The organism is Sphingomonas sp., assembly GCA_019635535.1.
Classification (GTDB): domain Bacteria; phylum Pseudomonadota; class Alphaproteobacteria; order Sphingomonadales; family Sphingomonadaceae; genus Allosphingosinicella.
In genome coordinates this window covers 215702-233523 of the sequence record JAHBZH010000001.1, presented here as the reverse complement: position 1 = coordinate 233523, position 17822 = coordinate 215702, and the positions used below count along the sequence as shown (strand labels likewise).

Genomic DNA, 17822 nt, shown 5'->3' with positions numbered 1-17822 from the left:
GCTCGTCCCTGCGCCCGGCCGCGCCTCCCCCTCAGTGTACGAAGCGCGCCACCACATCCCGATAGCTGCGCGACACCTTCACCTGCTGCCCCGAGCCCAGCACCAGGAAGCATTCGCCGTTGGTGTGCGGCTTCACCTGCCGGACCTGGTCGAGGTTGACGATGGTGGAGCGGTGGACGCGCTGGAAGCGGCGGGGGTCGAGGCGCTTTTCGAGGTCCTTCATCGTCTCGCGCAGGATGAGCGTGTTGTCGCCGGTATAGATGCACATATAGTCGCCGGCGGCGTCGATCTTCTCGATGCTGTCGACGTCCACGCGGAAAATCTGGCCGCGATCCTTGATGTTGATCATCTTCTCGTAGCGGCTGGCGGCGTGGGCGTCGTCGCCGGTGTCCGCCGCGTCCATCGCGTCCGGTGCGACTTCGGCGAGCACCTCCTTCAATTTCTCCACCTCCTCGACGCCGCGTTTCTCGGTCAGGCGCTGGCGCACCCGCTCCAGCGTGTCGGCGAGGCGGGCCTCGTCCACCGGCTTCATCAGATAGTCCACCGCCTGCGCCTCGAACGCGCGCAGCGCATGGTCCGAATAGGCGGTGACGAAGACGACCAGGGGCGGTTCGACCTCCATCAGGCCCTGGATGACGGAAAAGCCGTCGAAGCCGGGCATCTGGATGTCGAGGAAGACGAGATCGGGCTTGTGCGTCTTGATCGATCGGATCGCCTCGCGCCCGTTCGAGCAGGTGTCGATGATCTCGACATCCTCATGCGGCTCCAGGCGGAGCTGGAGGCCCTGGATGGCGAGCGGCTCGTCGTCCACCAGGATGGTGCGGATGGTCATTTGGGTTCCTCGGTCTCTTCGGTCTGGAAAGGAATTTCAATGAAAACGCGGAAGCCCCCTTTTGTCTCCGACTGTGTATCGAACCTTTGATTGTCGCCATAGGCCTGCGCCAGACGGTCCCGAATGTTCGCCAGGCCGACGCCGGTCGATTGATCGGCGCGCTCCTTGTACTGGGAGTCGGTGCCCGGGCCGGTGTCGCTGACCTCGATCAGCACCCGCGCGCCCTCGCGCCGCACCGCGATCGAGATGTCCGCTCCCTCCTCCTGCGGCGCCACCGCATATTTGATCGCATTCTCGATCAGCGGCTGGAGCAGCAGCGAGGGCAGCAGCGCCCGCGCCCCCTCCGGATCGATCTGGAAATGCGGCCGAAGACGCTCCTCGAAGCGCATCTTCTCGATCTCCAGATACAGCTTCAGCGTCTCCACCTCCTGCTGAATGGTCACCATGCCGGTCGGCTCGTTGACCAGGGTGTAGCGCAGGAAGGAGGAGAGGCGCGACAGCATCGCATTGGCGCGGTCGGTCTGCTTCAGCAGGACGAGGGTGGAGATCGAATTCAGCGTGTTGAACAGGAAATGGGGGTTGAGCTGGTAGCGCAGCATCGCAAGCTGGGCATGGGAGGTCTGGCTTTCAAGCCGCAGCAGCCGCTTCTTCTGGTCCTCCAGCAGGATATAGAAGTTGATCGAATAATAGAGCGCGGACCAGGCGATCAGCAGCGAGACGGTGAGCAGGATCGCGCCCAGGAAGCGGATGCCCTCGGGCCTTGTGCCGGGCTGGAGGAAGGTGGCGACGCTCCAGGTCTCGATCGCGGAGAAGGCCGCCGCCGCGCTGATCACGATCAGAATCGAGCCGACCCAGGTGACGATCTCCTTCATCTGGATCAGCCGACGATAGGCGGCGGCCATCAACAGCGTGATCGAATAGCCGGTGGCGGTGAGCAGGAGGGTGTGGAGGACGTAGCTCCAGCCCATCGCATTGGCGATGCCGGAGAGGGTGCGCAGCACGAAATAGCCCGCCCAGCCGGCCGATTGCAGCAGCCAGAAGGCGCGATTCTTGTCTTCGAAGAACGATCGCCCGCGCAGCCGGAACGGCGTCCGGCCGGCCTGCGCCTGGCCCGGTTGCGGGGCGGCGGCCGGGGCGATGCTATCGGGCAATGCTCGCGTCCTGCTCGCTGCCATTCCTATCGGGAAGAACGAGCATCGACCAGTCGCCCTGATCGGTCACCCATGTCGCAACCGCGCGGCGCACGTCCTCGGCCGTCATTTCGCGATAGGCGGAAAGATAGGTGCGGACATTCTCGATTTCGCGGGGCTGATCGACCCAGTTGGAGATCGCGCCGAGCCAATAGGCGCTGGTCGCGAGCCGCCGCTCGATGCCGCTGATCACCGGATTCTGCGCGCGGGCGAACTCGTCCGGCTGGACCGGATCGGCGGCGAGATCTGCGACGATCTCGCGCGCGGCGCGGAAGAAGGTCCCGGCGCGCTCCGGGCGGATCTCGGCGGCGGCATAGAAGATGCCCCAGGCGGGGAAGGTTTCCGAGCTGCTGTGCGCGGCGCTGGGCGAATAGGTCGCGCCTTCCTCCTCGCGCAGCCGATCGAACAGCCGCACCTGAAAGATGTTGGCGGCGAGCGCCAGCGCGCGGCGGTCCCGGATATTGTCGAGCCCGCCCAGCGTGGACCAGCCGATCAGCGCGAAGGCCTGGCCGGGATCGCCGCGATGGGTGAAGGTGCGCGGTTGCGGCGACGGGCTGGGCGGCCGGAGCGTCGTCGCGCCGTTCGAGGGCGCCGCCGCGGTCCGTTCGGGCAAAGCGGCGACGGTATGTCGCACCGCCGCCACCGCCGCATCCAGTTCGACATCGCCGACGATCGTCGCATGGACCGGCCCGGCGGCGAGCAACGGCGCGAAGAAGTCGCGGAAGCCGTCGACCGTCGCGGCGGCCATCTCCTCGCGCTCGATCGGCCGCCACCGCTGGTCGTGGGGCCGCAGGAAGCCGCTCATTTCGCGGCCCGCGCGCGCCGATGCGGACGTGAAATGCATGGCGAAGCTCTCGACGGCGCCGGTGCGGAAGCGCGCGAACAGCGCCGGATCCCAGTTCGGCGCGGTGAGCTTGGTGACGAGCAGCCGGAGCTGATCGCCGAGATCGTCGGCATTGGTCTGGCCGCCGAGGATGAAGGCGTCTTCCCCGACCGCGAAGGTGAGGTTCATCCGCCGACCAGTGAGCAGCCGTTCCATCCCGTCCAGATCGAGCCCGGCCAGCCCGGAGGGCGCGATCAATCCGCCGAGCCAACCGAGCGAGGGCCGATCCGGCGCAAGGCCGGCGAGCCCGCTGCCGAAGCGCAGCCGGACCAGCACCGAGCCCCGCTCGAACTCGGTGCGCTTGAAGGTCAGGGTCGATCCGTTGGCAAAGCGCACGATGGTGACGCCCATATCCTCGATCGTCTCGCGGGCGATCTCGCGGCCCGGCGCGCCGAGTGGCGGCAGGTCGTCGAAACTGACCCGGCGTTCGGCCCGGCGCGTTGCCGGCGCCGCGGCGCGCGCGGCGGCCAGTCCGTCGGCGAGCGCCGCCGTGCCGCCCGCCACCGGAGTGGGCGTCGCCAGGATCATGCGGGGGCCGGAGCCGTCGAACAGGGCACGCATCGCCGCGCCGACCCGTTCCGGCGTCATCTCGGGCACATTCGCCTCGAAATTGTCGAGCACGGTCGCCGGGGCGGTCACCACGCCGCGATTGTCGACGGCGTTGACAAGCTGTTCGGCGCGCACCTGGGAACGTGCCGTCGCCTCGCCCTGGACGGCGGCGGTGACGCCGGTGCGCAGGTTGCGGATCTCGCGGTCGATCTCCTCGGCGTCCGGCGGGGCCGAAACGGCATCGCCGAGGATCGCGAAAGCCTCGGCGAGCGATTCCCGCCAGCGGCCGTCGCGCGCGGTGACGGCAAGCGAGGTGGTGTTGGCGACGGCGCGTTGGCGCGAGATGCCGATCGAGGCATTGATGAAAGCGGACTCGCCGCGCGCATGCGCCTCCAGCCGCCGGTTCACGATCCGCACGGCGAGCGATTCGGCAAGATAGGCGCGTTCCCGCGCCAGCGTGTGCGGCATGGGGTCGTGCGGGCGCACCCATATGACGTTGGCGGAGACGGGCACGCCGGGATAAGCGAGATTCGCCACAGGATCGGCGACATCCGCAGGCTGCCCGAAGTCCGGTTCCGCCGCCGCCGGCCCTTCCGCTCGCCAATCCCCGAACCGCGCGCGGATCAGCTCTTCCATGATGTCCGGATCGGCGTCGCCGGCCATGACGATCGTCGCGCGGTCCGGGCGGTACCAGCGCCGGTAGAAGGCGCGCAGCCCCTCGGCGGTGGCGCCGTTGAGCGTCGCGTCGGTGCCGATCGTGTCGCGATTCGCATAACGCAGCCCGGCGAAATAGAGCGGCAGCGCCAGCTCCAGCCCGCGCTGTGCCAGCTCCGGCCTGCGTCCCTTTTCGGCGAGGACCACCGGCCGCTCGGCCTCCACCGCCGCCGCATCGATCCGCGCGCGCGACATCATCTCGGCGAGGACATGGAGGCTGGCATCGAGACTGGCGCGATCGGCATGGGGCAGATCGAGTTGATAGACGGTGTCGGTCGCGCTGGTGCGCGCATTGCTGTCGCTGCCGAAGCTGGCGCCGAGCCGCTGCCAGATTTGCCGCGCTTCGCGGTCCGGGAAGCTCTCCGTGCCCCGGAACAGCATATGCTCCAGGAAATGCGCCCAGCCGCGCTCCGTATCTTCCTCGTGCAGCGCGCCCGCGTCGATCCGGATGCGGATCGACACCTGGCCGGCGGGCAGCGCGTTGCGGCGCACGGCGTAGCGCAGGCCGTTGGGCAAGGTGCCGAAACGCCAGGCGGGATCGGGCGCGATATCGCTGCCACGATAAAGCCAGCCGGCATCGCCGCGCTCGGCGACGGAGGGCGCCATCGCCGGCTGGGCGGAGAGCGGCGCGGCGAGGAGCAGGAGGGCGGCAAAAGCCGATCGGATCGGGTTCATCGCGGCCTTTGTGGGTCCGCAAGGCCCAAATGTCGAGCATCGCCGCCGTGCATTTCGGATTGTGTGCGACGGCGCTTCGCCCTTATGAGCGGGGCGCCCCACGGAGAATCCCATGCGTATCCCATCGCTTACCCTGTTTCTGGCGCCGCTCGTCGCGCTTTCGTGCCCCCTTTCCGCCCAGGAGCTCGGCGCCCCCACCGCGACCCCGGAAGAAGTGCTGGGCCAGATGGACCAGGCCGCTTCGGAGGCCGAGATGGCGCGGCTGATCGCCGCCGCCGCGGCCTTTCCGCTCGGTTCGATCGACAATCCGGTCCGGGTCGGCGGGCCGCAGGGCGAGCGCGCCTATCTCGCCCGCCTGCGCTGCGCGGACGGCGCCGCGCCCGGGATCGGCGCGCGCGTCGATGCGGGCGTGGGCGCGTTCGGCACGGTGACGGCGGCCTATCCGCTCGCCTGCGGCGGCACGACGCGCCGCATCGTGTTCGACATGTATCATGCCGAACATGCCGAGGATCGCGCGCCGCCGGGCTTCGCGATCGGCGGCTGACCGCCGCGATGCGAACATGGCTGCGACGGCTGGGGACGGCTCTGCTGTTCGCGGCGGTCGCGGCCTGCTTCGCGCCCACCTTGGTCCCGCCCTTCCTGGACCGGATCTATTATCGCGGCCCGGCGAGCGACCATTTCGACGGCGCGCGCTTCCGCAATCTCGAGCCCGATCCGCCGCGCCGGTCCCGGCCCGGCGGCTTCCTGCGCAGCATGGTGACTTCCGACGAGCGCGCCCGCTGGCCGGACAGCGCGCCGGTCACGCCCACTGTTCCGCCCCAACGGGTGGAGGAGGACGCGATGCGCGTCACCTGGATCGGCCATGCCACCGTGCTGGTGCAGACGGCCGGGCTCAACATCCTCACCGATCCGATCTGGTCGGACCGCGCCTCGCCCTTCTCCTTCGCGGGGCCGCGACGCGCGCGGGCGCCGGGCGTGCGCTTCGACGATCTGCCGAAGATCGATCTCGTCCTCGTCAGCCACAATCATTACGATCATCTGGATCTGGCGACCCTGCGCCGGCTCTGGGAGCGGGACCGGCCGACGATCGTCACCAGCCTCGGCAACGACACGATCCTGCGCCGCGCCGGCATCGACGTGCAGGCGCGCGACTGGGGCGGGCGCGTCACGCTGGGCGACCGCACGCAAGTGATCGTCGAGCGCAACCATCATTGGAGTTCGCGCTGGTTCGTCGATCGCAACCGGGCGCTCTGGTCCGCCTTCACGGTCCTGACGCCGTCGGGCAACATCTTCTTCGTCGGCGACACCGGCTGGGGCGGCGGGGCCTGGGTGCGGGAGGCGGCGCGGCGCGGCCCGTTCCGGCTCGCGATCATCCCGATCGGCGCCTACGAGCCGCGCGATTTCATGCGCGCCAACCATATCGACCCCGCCGAAGCGGTGGAAATGTTCGAGATTCTGCGGCCCGAACGCGCGATCGGCGTCCATTGGGGCACGTTCCAGCTCAGCTTCGAGGACATCGACGCGCCGCGCCTGGAGCTGGCGGCCCGGCTGCGCGCCCGGCACATCGCGCCGGAACGGTTCGTGACCCTCGAAGCGGGCGAATCGCTGGACGTGCCGATGCCCGTATCTCGCTAATCGCGCGTTCACCGCTTTTCCGCTACATTGCGCTTCCCGCCCGACATCCTATCTAGGGCGCGAAGGGACATTCGAATGAGCGACGACAACCGCACGCCGGACAAGGATCCGGGCAATGCCTGGATGAAAAGCCTGCTGATCTGGGCAGGCATCCTGCTCGGCGTGGTGTTGTTCGTGCAGGTCGCGGGTGGCGGCGCGAGCCGCCCGGCCGACGCGATCGCCTATTCCGATTTCCTCAACCGGGTCGAGGAAGGCTCGGTCAAGCAGGTGGTGATCGGCAAGGAGACGATCTCCGGCCGGCTGACCAATAACGAGACCTTCCGCACCAACACGCCGCCCTCCGATCCGCAGCTCGTTCAGCGGCTGCGCGACCGCGGCGTCTCCTTCGCCGCCGAGCCGGAGCAGCAGACGTCGCTGTGGATGTACATCCTCATCCAGTCGCTGCCCTTCCTGCTGATCCTCGGCATCGCCTTCTTCGTGATGCGCCAGATGCAGAAGAATGCGGGTTCCGGTGCGATGGGCTTCGGCCGTTCCAAGGCGAAATTGCTGACCGAGAAGCATGGCCGCGTCACCTTCGACGACGTGGCCGGCATCGACGAGGCGCGCGAGGAGCTTCAGGAGATCGTCGAATTTCTGAAGGATCCGTCGAAATTCGCGCGTCTGGGCGGCAAGATTCCGAAGGGCGCCTTGCTGGTCGGCTCGCCCGGCACCGGCAAGACGCTTCTGGCGCGCGCCATCGCCGGAGAGGCGAACGTGCCTTTCTTCACCATTTCCGGCTCCGACTTCGTGGAGATGTTCGTCGGCGTCGGCGCGAGCCGCGTGCGCGACATGTTCGAGCAGGCGAAGAAGAACGCGCCCTGCATCGTCTTCATCGACGAGATCGACGCGGTCGGCCGCCATCGCGGCGCGGGCCTGGGCAACGGCAATGACGAGCGCGAGCAGACGCTGAACCAGCTGCTCGTCGAAATGGACGGCTTCGAAGCGAACGAAGGCATCATCATCATCGCCGCGACCAACCGGCCCGACGTGCTCGATCCGGCGCTGCTGCGCCCGGGCCGCTTCGACCGCCAGGTCGTCGTGCCCCGCCCGGATATCGAAGGGCGCCAGAAGATACTCGACGTCCATATGAAGAAGACGCCGCTCGCGCCGGACGTCGATCCGCGCACGATCGCGCGCGGCACGCCGGGCTTCTCGGGTGCCGATCTCGCCAATCTCGTCAACGAGGCCGCGCTCCTCGCCGCGCGCAAGGGCAAGCGCCTGGTCGCGATGAAGGAGTTCGAGGAGGCCAAGGACAAGGTCATGATGGGCGCCGAGCGCAAATCCATGGTCATGACCGAGGAAGAGAAGAAGGCGACCGCCTATCACGAGGCCGGCCACGCCCTCGTCTCGCTCCATGTCGACGGCTGCGACCCGCTGCACAAGGTGACGATCATCCCGCGCGGCCGCGCGTTGGGCGTCACCTGGAACCTGCCGGAGCGCGACCGTTATTCGATGAGCATGAAGCAGATGAAGGCGCGGCTCGCGCTCTGCTTCGGCGGCCGCATCGCCGAGCAGCTCATCTACGGCAAGGACGCGCTCAACACCGGTGCGTCCAACGATATCCAGCAGGCCACCGACATGGCCCGCGCGATGGTGATGGAATATGGCATGAGCGAGAAGCTCGGCTGGCTGCGCTACCGCGACAACCAGGAGGAGGTTTTCCTCGGCCACAGCGTCGCCCGCTCGCAGAGCGTTTCGGAGGAAACCTCGCGGCTGATCGACCAGGAAGTACGCCGCCTGATCGAGGAGGCCGAGGGCCGCGCGCGGCAGGTGCTGACCGACAATATCGACCAGTTGCACAAGCTCGCCGGCGCCTTGCTGGAATATGAGACGCTGACCGGCGAGGAATCGAAGCGGGCGATCAAAGGCGAGGATATCGGCCGCGAGAATCCGGCCGATCGCCCGTCCGCGACGCCGATCACCGGCTCGACCATCCCGAGCACCCGCCGCCCGCGCGGCGGCATCGGCGGACCGGCCCCGCAGGGCGCCTGAACAACCGGCATGGCCGCGATAAAAAGGGCCGCGTGATTTCGCGGCCCTTTTCCTGTCGTCAGCCCAGCGCGCCGATGCCGAGCAGCAGCACGAAGAAGAAACCGGCGATATAGAAGCAGAAATTGACGAGAAGGACGGTGCGGACCAGCGCGCCGAACCAGCCCAGCTCATAGGCCTGCTTGAGCTGGCGATACATATGGATGGGCGGAATGAAGACGCCCGCCGTGCCGATGATGGCGACATGCACGCCGGCGAAGCCCAGCACGGTCAGCACCACCGCCAGCAGCGACATGAAGGCCAGCGAATAGGTCACGAACACGGTGTGGTCGTAGAACCGGAAACGGCGCGTCCAGAAGAAAAGCGCCCAGACGAACGGCACGGACATCGGGATCAGCAGCCAGGAGAATTTGTAGCCGTTCGTCTGCAGCTTGTAGAGCGCGAGGCTCGGATTCTCGTTGACCTTCTGGAGGCCCTTGTCGAGGCGTTTCCAGCCGGTCGTCGCCATGTTCAGGTTGACGGCGCTGAAGCCGCCGTCGCTCCGCACCCGCTCCAGCGACTGGCGGCTTTCCTCGAGCTGGACAATCCGCTCATCCAGCCGCGCGATGCGTTCCCGTCGCCGTTCGTTGCGCTCCGGCCGGGCTCCGCTGGCGAGCGCCGCCGCGAGTTCCCCCCGCCGCTCCCGTGCCTCCGTCAGGTCGGAATTGATCGCGTTGCTGGCGATTTCCAGGCTCTGTCCGGTGTTGGTCAGGCCCGCACCCAGATTGCTGAGCGACAGGCCGTAAATCTGGAGTACCGCGAACATCAGGAAGATGGCGAACAGGAACATGCCGAGCGGCGAGACGAACCTGGCGCGCTCGCCATGGACGTAGCGCCGGGTGAGATCGCCCGGGCGCCAGGCGAGCAGCGGCAAGGTACGCCAGAATTTGCCGTCGAGATGCAGGATGCCGTGGATCAGATCGTGGCCGATCGCGGAGATGGTGCGGTGGAGATGCGCCTTCTGGCCGCACATCCGGCAATAGGGGCCGGTCAGCTCAGCGCCGCAATTGAGGCAGGTGCCGTCGCCTTCCTCGGCATGTTCGCCCGCTTCGGGCTCGGCCGTGCGGGCGAGCATGCCGCCCGTGACCGCGTCTCCGACCCCTTCGATCCCGCTCATCGGCGCTGTTATGGCGAAGCGAAACGGTGGCGTCGAGACCGTTCGCATGCACGGATGCGCATGCTATCGCGCGAACATGACGCTCACCGGCCTGCTCGGCGGTTCCTTCAATCCGGCCCATCGCGGCCATCGCGCGCTCAGCCTCGGCGTACTCGACCGCTTGGGGCTGGACGAGGTCTGGTGGCTGGTGTCGCCCGGCAATCCGCTGAAGCCGGCCAAGGGCATGGCGCCGTTCGCCGCGCGCTTCGCCTCGGCCCGGCGGATGGCCCGCCGCGCGCCGATCCGCGTCACCGCGATCGAGGCGGAACTGGGCACGCGCTACACCGTCGATACGCTCGCCGCCTTGATCCGCCGCTTTCCGGACCGCCGCTTCGTCTGGCTGATGGGCGCGGACAATCTCGCCCAGTTCCACCGCTGGCGCGACTGGCGCAAGATCGCCGCGATGGTCCCGATTGCCGTCATCGCCCGTCCGGGTTATGATGCGCGCGCCCAGAAGGCGCCCGCCATGGGCTGGCTGCGGCGGTTCGTCCGCCCCGCGGCCGAGGTTCGGAACCGGACGTGTTGGAGATTGCCGTCGCTCGTGCTGCTTGACCTGCCGCCCGACCCGACTTCAGCGACCGCCATCCGCGCCGCCGATCCCGATTGGCACGAAAGCGTCATCGAAACGTTTCAATATCAAGGTCTTCGCGACGGCGTGACGCGCCGGAAACTCGCGGAGCCGCGCAAGCAAAGGAGGCAATTTGCCCGCTAACAAACCCGCTCCGCAGACCGGCGGAGCCGATGAACAGGCCGAGGCGCTGCATGACCTCGTGCTTCGTTCCCTCGACGACGACAAGGCGCTCGACGTCGTTTCCATTCCGCTGGGCGGCAAATCCAACATCGCCGATTACATGGTGATCGCGAGCGGCAACTCGACCCGGCAGGTCGCCTCGATGGCGCAGAAGCTGACCGAGCGGATCAAGCGCGACCTCGGCCGCGCCGCGCGGGTCGAAGGACTGCCGGTCGCCGACTGGGTGCTGATCGACGCGGAGGACGTGATCGTCCACCTGTTCCGCCCGGAAGTGCGCAGCTTCTACAATCTCGAGCGGATGTGGGCGTTCGAGGACGGTGCCGCGCCGGCGACGGCGGCCAGCTGACCGTCCCTTGCTGCTTCATATCGTCGCACGGGGAAAGATCGGGCGCGGGCCCGAGGCCGATCTCGTCGAACGCTATGCGAAGCGCATCGCCTGGCCGGTGAAGTTCACCGAGCTGCCCGACGCGGGCGGCAAAATGCCCGAGCCGGCGCCGAACGGCGTCACCATCCTCCTCGACGAGACAGGCGAGCAGCTCTCCTCGATGGCGCTGGCTCGCCGCCTCGAACGCTGGCGCGACGAGGGCCGCCGCGAGGCGCGCTTCCTGATCGGCGCGGCCGACGGCTTCGGCGATGCCGAGCGGGCCGGCGCGGACCTGCTGCTCGCCTTCGGCAGCGCGACCTGGCCGCATCTCCTCGCCCGGGCGATGCTCGCGGAACAATTGTTCCGCGCGACGAGCATCCTTGCGAACCATCCCTATCATCGGGAAGGATAAGGCATGCGCGGGCTCCCCTTGCTCATTCTCGCCGCATTGGCCGCCGCCGGGGTCGCGGCGCACGCGGCGCGCGGCGGCGATGCCGGGGCGCTGGCCCAGGCCAAGCGCGAGGCGGCGCAGGCCAATGATCGCGCGCGCGCGCTCGAGGATCGCGCCCGCACCGCCACCGACGCCGCCGAGCGTGCCCGTGCCGAGAGCGCGACCCTGGCGGCGCGGATCGAGGCGGCGGAGGCGGATCTCACCGCCGCCGAGCGGCGGATCGTCGTCATCGAAGCGCTGCGCAGCGCCCAGCGCGCCCGCCTCGCCGAGCGCCAGCAGCCGCTGATGCGGCTCACCGGCGCCCTGCAGACGATGGCGCGCCGTCCCGCCGCGCTCGCCCTGGTCCAGCCCGGCTCGGTCGGCGACACCGTTCATGTCCGCGCGCTGCTCGAGGCCGCCCTGCCCGAAATCCGCCGCCGCACCGCCGATCTGCGCGCCGAGGTCGATCGCGCCAACGCGCTGCGCGACGGGCTGGGGGCGGCGCGGACCGAGCTGCTCGCCAGCCGCGAGACGCTCCGGGCGCGCCGGGTCGAGCTGGCCGCGTTCGAAGCGCGCGAGCGGGCGCGTTCCTCCGCCTTGTCCGGGCTCGCGCTGACCGAATCGGATCGCGCGCTGGCCTTCGACGAAGAAGCGCATGCCTTGGCCCGGCGGATCGGTGCCGGCGCCTATCGCGCCCGCTTGAGCGCCGAGCTCGGCGCGCTCCCGGGCCCGGTGCCGCGCCCCGGTGCGGCCCCGGAACGCGCCGCCGCCGCGATCCCCTATCGCCTGCCAGTCGCCGGTCGGCTCGTCACGGGAGTCGGCGAGATTTCGGACGGCGGCGTCCATTCGCGCGGCCTCACTTTCGAAACCGCGGCGGGCGCGGAAATCGTGGCGCCGGCCAACGGGCGGGTGGCCTATGCCGCGCCGTTCCGCGGCTACGGGCAGGTCGTGATCCTCGATCATGGCCGGGGCTGGACGAGCGTGATCACCGATCTCGGCCGGCTCGATGTCGCGGCCGGCGCCAATGTCGGGCGGGGCGACCGGATCGGCCGCGCCGGCGCGGGCAACGCACCGCAGGTGACCGTCGAGTTGCGCCGGGAGGGGCGCCCGGTGCCGATCGCGCGGCTGATTTCCGGCTAATCGTTCATCGCGCGTTGCTTTTCGCGGGCATAGAAACGCGGTAATAGCCGCGAAATCCGTTCAATAGGACCCCTTATGGCCAACGATCTCATCCGCTCCCTGGGCCTGGTCGGCGCCGTCGCCTTCATCCCGGCGACCACCGCCGCGCTCGCCCAGGTCGATGTCGCCTCCTATCGGGAGATCGACCAGTTCATGAGCGTGCTGGAACGGGTGAAGGCCGATTATGTCGATCAGGTCGACGACGCGACCCTGATCCGCGGCGCGATCGACGGCATGCTGGCCAGCCTCGATCCGCACAGCTCCTATCTCGACGCGCGCGGCTTCCGCAGCCTGATGACCACCACGGACGGCAATTATGGCGGGCTCGGCCTCACCGTCACGATGGAGGACGGGGCCGTGAAGGTGATCGCCGCCACGCGCGGGACGCCGGCCGACCAGGCCGGAATCAAGGCCGGCGATTTCATCACGCATATCGACGGGCAGCTCTTCTTCGGCGGCACGCTCGACGAGGCGGTCGAGCGGATGCGCGGAGCCCCCGGGACGAGCGTGCGCATAACCGTCGTCCGCCCCGGCCGCGATCGCCCGTTCGATGTGAACATCACGCGCGCGATCATCGATATCCCGGCCGTGCGGTCCGAGGTCCGCGACCGGATCGGCGTGCTCACCGTCACCACCTTCAACCGCAACACCACGGAAGCGACCCGCCGCGCCATGGCCGACATCCGCCGCGAGCTGGGCGGCGAGCCGCTGGGCTGGGTGCTCGACATGCGCTCCAATCCCGGCGGACTGCTCGACCAGGCGGTCGGGCTCGCCGACCTGTTCCTCGAGCGGGGCGAGATCGTCTCGCAGCGCGGCCGGCGGCGGACCGACATCGAGCGTTATTATGCCCGTCCGGGCGACGAGGCGCATGGCGCGCCGGTGATCGTGCTGGTCGATGCCGGCACCGCTTCGGCTTCGGAAATCGTCGCCGGGGCGCTGCAGGAGCATCGCCGCGCGATCGTGATGGGCGAGCGCACCTTCGGCAAGGGCTCGGTGCAGACGCTCGTGCCGCTCGGTCGGGGGGAGACCGCGCTGCGGCTCACCACGGCACGCTATTATACGCCGTCGGGCCGCTCCGTGCAGGAGGGCGGCATTTCGCCCGATATCGTCGTGCCGCAGCTGTCCGATCCCGATTATCGCTCGCGCAACCGGGTGCGCGAATCCGATTTGAGGCGCCATCTCGTCAACGAGGCGGGGGTGCGCGACGAGCTGATCCAGGACGACGGCCGGCCCGATCCGCGCTTCGCCGCCACCGCCGAGGAGCTGGAGCAGCGCGGCATCGAGGATTATCAGCTCCATTACGCGCTGCAGACGATCGCGCGGCTGGACCGGGTCCAGACCGCCGCCGCGCCCGCCCGCACCGCCAGCCGCTGAGCGGAGCGATGGCGAGCCAGGCTCCCGCCGCCCCGGCACCGGGATCGCTCGGCCTGGCCAGGCTGATCGCATTCGCCGTTCCGGCAGGGTTGCTCGCGGGCGCTTACGGGTTCCAGCATATCGGCGGATTGCCGCCCTGCGAGATGTGCTATTGGCAGCGCTGGGCGCATATGGCCGCGCTCGGCTTCGCCGCCGCCGCCTTCACCGGCGGGCGGCTGCCGGATCGCGGCCGGTCCTTCGTCTGGCTGGCGGCGCTCGCCATCCTCGCGAGCGGCGGCATCGGCGCTTATCATGCCGGCGTGGAGGCCGGCATCTTCACCGGCCTCACGCAGTGCACCTCGACGCTCGGCGGCGGATCGCCGGAGGACCTGCTGAAGCAGATCATGTCCGCGCCATTGATTCGCTGCGATCAGGTGCCCTGGTCGCTGTTCGGCATCTCGATGGCGGGCTGGAATGCGATCCTTTCCATACTTGGCGCGTTGACGGTGTTATGGCTGAGCCTGAAGCGAAATCCTGTCAGGGGCTGACGCCCGCCTGGCGGCCAGGGGACGCGCGGCCCGATGCCGCGTCGATGCTGCGCGTCGATCAGGCCGGCGAATATGGCGCGACCCGCATCTATGCCGGCCAGCTCGCCGTGCTGGGCGAAGGCCATCCCGCCTCCCGCCTGATCGCGCGCATGGCGACGCAGGAGCGACGCCATCTGACGCATTTCGACGCCATGCTGGCCGCCCGCGGCGTCCGCCCCACCGTGCTGCAGCCGTTCTGGCGTGTCGCCGGCCATGCGCTGGGCGCCGCCACCGCCCTCATCAGCCCGCAGGCGGCGATGGCCTGCACCGCCGCCGTCGAGGACGAGATCGACCAGCATTATTCCGAGCAACTCGCGCAGCTCGGCGATGGCGATCCCGCCTTTTCGGAGGCGATCGCCGAGTTCCAGGCCGACGAGCGCGAGCATCGCGACGCGGCGATCGAAGCTGGCGCCGAAGACAGCTTCGGCTATCCTGTGCTCTATTCCGCGATCCGGGCCGGTTGCCGCCTCGCGATCGAATTGTCGAAGAGGATCTGACCGATGCGCTACGCCCTATTGGCCTTGCCGGCCGCCCTGATCGCGATGCCCGCTCTGGCGCAGGGCGATGCGGAGCCACGGGTCAGCCAGGTCATCATCTATGGCGACGATCCCTGCCCGGAAAGCGGCGACCCCGACGAGATCACGGTCTGTGCCCGCCTGCCGGAGGACGAACGTTTCCGCATCCCCGACAATCTGCGTAACGATCCCAACAGCCCGTCCAACCAGAGCTGGGCGCGCCGTGCCACCGAATTGTCCTATGTCGGCCGCACCGGCACGGAAAGCTGTTCGACGGTCGGTGCCGGCGGCTGGACCGGATGCTTCAACGAGCTGGTCCGTCAGGCCCGCGCCGAACGCGCCACCGACGAGCGGATCAACTGGAACCAGCTGATCGATCAGGCACGGCAGGAACGCCTGCGGCGCCAGGAGCAGCAGATCCTGGAGGAAGGCCGCGAGGAGGAACGCCGCGAGGCCGGTATTCCGCCCGAATGATCTTGCGCCCGTCGCGCCGATCCCGCAGCTAGACACCATACAGGGGAGGGGCGCGATGAAGGACGACGAACGAACCGGGCTGCGCCGCGACATCGGCTTCACCGGCTCCGCCTTCCTGTCCTTCAACGGTATCGTCGGCGCGGGCATCTTTGCGCTGCCGGCGACGCTCCATCTCCAGTTCGGCAATTTCAGCCCCTGGCTGTTCCCGATCTTCGGGCTGCTGGTGCTTATCTTCGCGCTGCCCTTTGCGCGCCTTGCCAGCCTGTTTTCCGGTACCGGCGGGCCCGTCCTCTACGCGGCGCCCTTCGGGCCGCTCGTGGCGTTCCAGACCGGCTGGCTCTACTATCTGGCGAAGGTCACGTCGCTCGCCGCCAACGCGCATGTGTTCGCGACTTATGCGGCATGGCTGTGGGCGCCGCTGGGCGGGCCCGTCGGGCGGATCGTCACCGTCGTGGTGCTGATCGCCTCGCTGGCGTCGATCAATGTGGCAGGCATCAGGCGGGCGATCCAGGCGATCGACATCATGACCCTGCTCAAGGCGCTGCCGCTGCTCGCCTTGGCGATCTGGGGACTGGCCAGCGCGCCGTCGCTTCCCGCGCCCGGGCCGCCGCCGGCTTTCTCCGCGATCGAGGCGGCGGCGCTGCTCATTCTCTATGCTTTCATTGGCTTCGAGAACGGCGTGGTGCCGGCGGGGGAGACGCGCGACCCGGGCCGCACGATCCCGCGCGCGATGATCGGCACGATCGTCGCCACGGTCATGCTCTACTTCGTCGTGCAGCTCGCTTACGTATCGGTGATGCCCGCCGGCGGGGAACCGGACGCGCCACTGGCCGCCTTCGCCGAGATCCTGATCGGACCGGCGGGGGCGATCCTGCTGGCGCTGATCGCGATGATGTCGGTCGCGGGCAATCTCACCGGCAATCTCGCCAGCTCGCCGCGCGTGACCTTCGCGATGGCGGAAGGCGGAATGCTGCCGCGCTGGTTCGGCGCCATCAGCGCGCGTTATGCCACGCCCGCCAATTCCATCATGTTCCTGGCGGCGGTCGCGATCGCGCTGGCGGTGAGCGGCAGCTTCGTCTGGCTGGCGGTGGTGAGCACGCTGGCGCGGATGATCGTCTATGCGGTCAGCATCGCGGCGTTGCCGGCGGCGCAGCGGCGCTGCGGCGTGGCGGGTGGTGCCGGAATGATGATTCTGATGGTGGCCGGGCTCGCGGTGTGCGGCTGGGTCGCCCTGCAATCGGCCTGGACGTCCTGGGCGATGCTGGGCGGGCTGCTGGCGCTCGGCCTCGTGCTCAGCCTGATCGCGCGGCGTCAGGCCGGTTCCAGTTCCGCCGGCTGAGTTTCGGCGATCCAGCCGCCGCCGAGCACCCGATCGCCATCGTAGATCACCGCCGCCTGGCCGGGCGCGACGCCATATTCGGGTGCGTCGAACAGCACGCGGTCGCCCTCCAGCCGCGCGGCCGCAGGCCGGGCGAGCGAGCGGACCTTGACGGTCAGCCCGTCGCGCTGCGCCTCGCCCAGCCAGTTGACGCCGTCGAGCCGCGCGGCGCGCACCGCCAGCGCCGCCTTCGGGCCGACGACGACGCGCTGATGCTCCGGCTCCAGCCGGAGCACGTAGAGCGGCTCGGCCTGCCCGCCGAGCTCCAGCCCGCGGCGCTGGCCGACGGTGAAGTGGATGAGGCCCCGATGCGCGCCCAGCACGCGCCCCTCCCGGTCGACGATCTCGCCGGGCCGCGCCGTCTCGGGCCGCACTTCCTTCACGACCCGCGCATAATCGCCGTCGGGGACGAAGCAGATGTCCTGGCTGTCCGGCTTGTCGGCGACGGTCAGCGCCAGCTCGCGGGCCAGCTCGCGCACCATCGGCTTGGGCAGGCCGCCGAGCGGGAAGCGCAGGAAATCGAGCTGGTCGCGGGTGGTGGCGAACAGGAAATAGCTCTGGTCGCGCGCCGGATCGACGGCGCGGCGCAGCTCCGGCCCGCCCGGGCCGACGAGGCGGCGGACATAATGGCCGGTGGCGAGGCAATCGGCGCCGAGCTCGCGGGCGAAGGCGAGCAGGTCGGTGAACTTCACTCCCTGGTTGCACGAGATGCACGGCACAGGGGTGCGACCGCGCGCATATTCGTCGGCGAAGCGGTCGATCACGCTGTCCTTGAAGCGGCTGGCATAATCGAGGACATGATGGGCGAAGCCGAGCCGGTCGGCGACAGCGCGGGCGTCGTGGATGTCGCGTCCCGCGCAGCAGCTCCTGGCGCGCGCCGCCGCCCCGCCCTGATCATAGAGCCGGAGCGTCACCCCGATCACCTCGGCGCCGCTCTTATGTGCGAGCGCGGCCACGACGGAGCTGTCGACGCCACCCGACATGGCGACGACGATCCGCGCGCCCTTCGCCGGGCGACCGAGCTGGAAATCCGCGTCCATCGCGGCGCTAGATAGGGTGCCTGGGCGCCGAAGCCCACCCCCGCCTTGCT

At 69.1% G+C, this 17822-nt stretch carries 17 protein-coding genes; 12 read left to right on the top strand and 5 right to left on the bottom strand.

Translation table 11 applies throughout. The features are described 5' to 3' along the window. Nucleotides 1-31 precede the first annotated feature (31 nt). From KF780_01215 to KF780_01205, 3 genes are read right to left on the bottom strand one after another with little or no spacing between them, the layout of a single operon-like run. On the bottom strand, nucleotides 32-832 hold the full coding sequence (locus tag KF780_01215) for a response regulator transcription factor (GenBank protein ID MBX3560410.1): 801 nt from the start codon (nucleotides 830-832) through the stop codon (nucleotides 32-34). Then, nucleotides 829-2007 carry a histidine kinase gene (locus KF780_01210; protein ID MBX3560409.1) on the bottom strand — a complete coding sequence of 393 codons (1179 nt, stop codon included), beginning with the start codon at nucleotides 2005-2007 and terminating at the stop codon, nucleotides 829-831. Before KF780_01210 ends, KF780_01215 begins: the two co-directional genes overlap by 4 nt. Then, on the bottom strand, nucleotides 1973-4843 hold the full coding sequence (locus KF780_01205) for an insulinase family protein (GenBank protein ID MBX3560408.1): 2871 nt from the start codon (nucleotides 4841-4843) through the stop codon (nucleotides 1973-1975). Before KF780_01205 ends, KF780_01210 begins: the two co-directional genes overlap by 35 nt. Before the next feature lie 112 nt (nucleotides 4844-4955). On the opposite strand from KF780_01205, the gene KF780_01200 reads away from it, so the two are divergent. The 3 genes from KF780_01200 to ftsH all read left to right on the top strand — a co-directional run bounded on the left by KF780_01200 (nucleotide 4956) and on the right by ftsH (nucleotide 8509). Beyond that, nucleotides 4956-5387, top strand: a complete 432-nt coding sequence (locus KF780_01200; GenBank protein MBX3560407.1) for a hypothetical protein — start codon at nucleotides 4956-4958, stop codon at nucleotides 5385-5387. A gap of 8 nt (nucleotides 5388-5395) precedes the next feature. Next, nucleotides 5396-6478 carry an MBL fold metallo-hydrolase gene (locus KF780_01195; GenBank protein MBX3560406.1) on the top strand — a complete coding sequence of 361 codons (1083 nt, stop codon included), beginning with the start codon at nucleotides 5396-5398 and terminating at the stop codon, nucleotides 6476-6478. 75 nt (nucleotides 6479-6553) lie between these two features. Further along, on the top strand, nucleotides 6554-8509 hold the full coding sequence (ftsH, locus tag KF780_01190; protein MBX3560405.1) for an ATP-dependent zinc metalloprotease FtsH: 1956 nt from the start codon (nucleotides 6554-6556) through the stop codon (nucleotides 8507-8509). 58 nt (nucleotides 8510-8567) lie between these two features. Here ftsH and KF780_01185 read toward each other — a convergent pair whose 3' ends face one another. After that, on the bottom strand, nucleotides 8568-9662 hold the full coding sequence (locus KF780_01185) for a DUF3667 domain-containing protein (GenBank protein MBX3560404.1): 1095 nt from the start codon (nucleotides 9660-9662) through the stop codon (nucleotides 8568-8570). 76 nt (nucleotides 9663-9738) lie between these two features. Here KF780_01185 and KF780_01180 point away from each other — a divergent pair, with 76 nt between their 5' ends. The 9 genes from KF780_01180 (at nucleotide 9739) to KF780_01140 (ending at nucleotide 16693) form a co-directional block, all read left to right on the top strand. Further along, entirely contained in the window at nucleotides 9739-10413 is a 675-nt protein-coding gene (locus KF780_01180) for a nicotinate-nucleotide adenylyltransferase (GenBank protein ID MBX3560403.1), read from the top strand. Further along, entirely contained in the window at nucleotides 10403-10798 is a 396-nt protein-coding gene (gene rsfS / locus KF780_01175; GenBank protein MBX3560402.1) for a ribosome silencing factor, read from the top strand. Before KF780_01180 ends, rsfS begins: the two co-directional genes overlap by 11 nt. 7 nt (nucleotides 10799-10805) lie before the next feature. Beyond that, nucleotides 10806-11228 (top strand): 23S rRNA (pseudouridine(1915)-N(3))-methyltransferase RlmH, encoded by a 423-nt coding sequence (locus KF780_01170; protein MBX3560401.1) that lies wholly within the window; start codon nucleotides 10806-10808, stop codon nucleotides 11226-11228. Between the two features lie 3 nt (nucleotides 11229-11231). Continuing rightward, nucleotides 11232-12386, top strand: coding sequence for a peptidoglycan DD-metalloendopeptidase family protein (locus KF780_01165; GenBank protein ID MBX3560400.1), 1155 nt, complete (start codon nucleotides 11232-11234; stop codon nucleotides 12384-12386). A 75-nt stretch (nucleotides 12387-12461) separates the two neighbouring features. Continuing rightward, nucleotides 12462-13799 (top strand): S41 family peptidase, encoded by a 1338-nt coding sequence (locus KF780_01160; GenBank protein MBX3560399.1) that lies wholly within the window; start codon nucleotides 12462-12464, stop codon nucleotides 13797-13799. Nucleotides 13800-13807: 8 nt separating this feature from the next. Next, complete coding sequence (locus tag KF780_01155; protein MBX3560398.1) at nucleotides 13808-14326, top strand: disulfide bond formation protein B; 519 nt, start codon at nucleotides 13808-13810, stop codon at nucleotides 14324-14326. Continuing rightward, nucleotides 14290-14862: a demethoxyubiquinone hydroxylase family protein gene (locus KF780_01150; GenBank protein MBX3560397.1), complete on the top strand. Its 573-nt coding sequence runs from the start codon at nucleotides 14290-14292 to the stop codon at nucleotides 14860-14862. The genes KF780_01155 and KF780_01150 overlap by 37 nt, the downstream gene beginning before the upstream one ends. Before the next feature lie 3 nt (nucleotides 14863-14865). Then, nucleotides 14866-15354: a hypothetical protein gene (locus KF780_01145; GenBank protein ID MBX3560396.1), complete on the top strand. Its 489-nt coding sequence runs from the start codon at nucleotides 14866-14868 to the stop codon at nucleotides 15352-15354. A 55-nt stretch (nucleotides 15355-15409) separates the two neighbouring features. Then, complete coding sequence (locus tag KF780_01140) at nucleotides 15410-16693, top strand: APC family permease (protein ID MBX3560395.1); 1284 nt, start codon at nucleotides 15410-15412, stop codon at nucleotides 16691-16693. On the opposite strand, the gene mnmA is transcribed toward KF780_01140, so the two are convergent. Then, nucleotides 16666-17772: a tRNA 2-thiouridine(34) synthase MnmA gene (mnmA, locus tag KF780_01135; GenBank protein MBX3560394.1), complete on the bottom strand. Its 1107-nt coding sequence runs from the start codon at nucleotides 17770-17772 to the stop codon at nucleotides 16666-16668. The genes KF780_01140 and mnmA overlap by 28 nt on opposite strands. Nucleotides 17773-17822 lie beyond the last annotated feature (50 nt).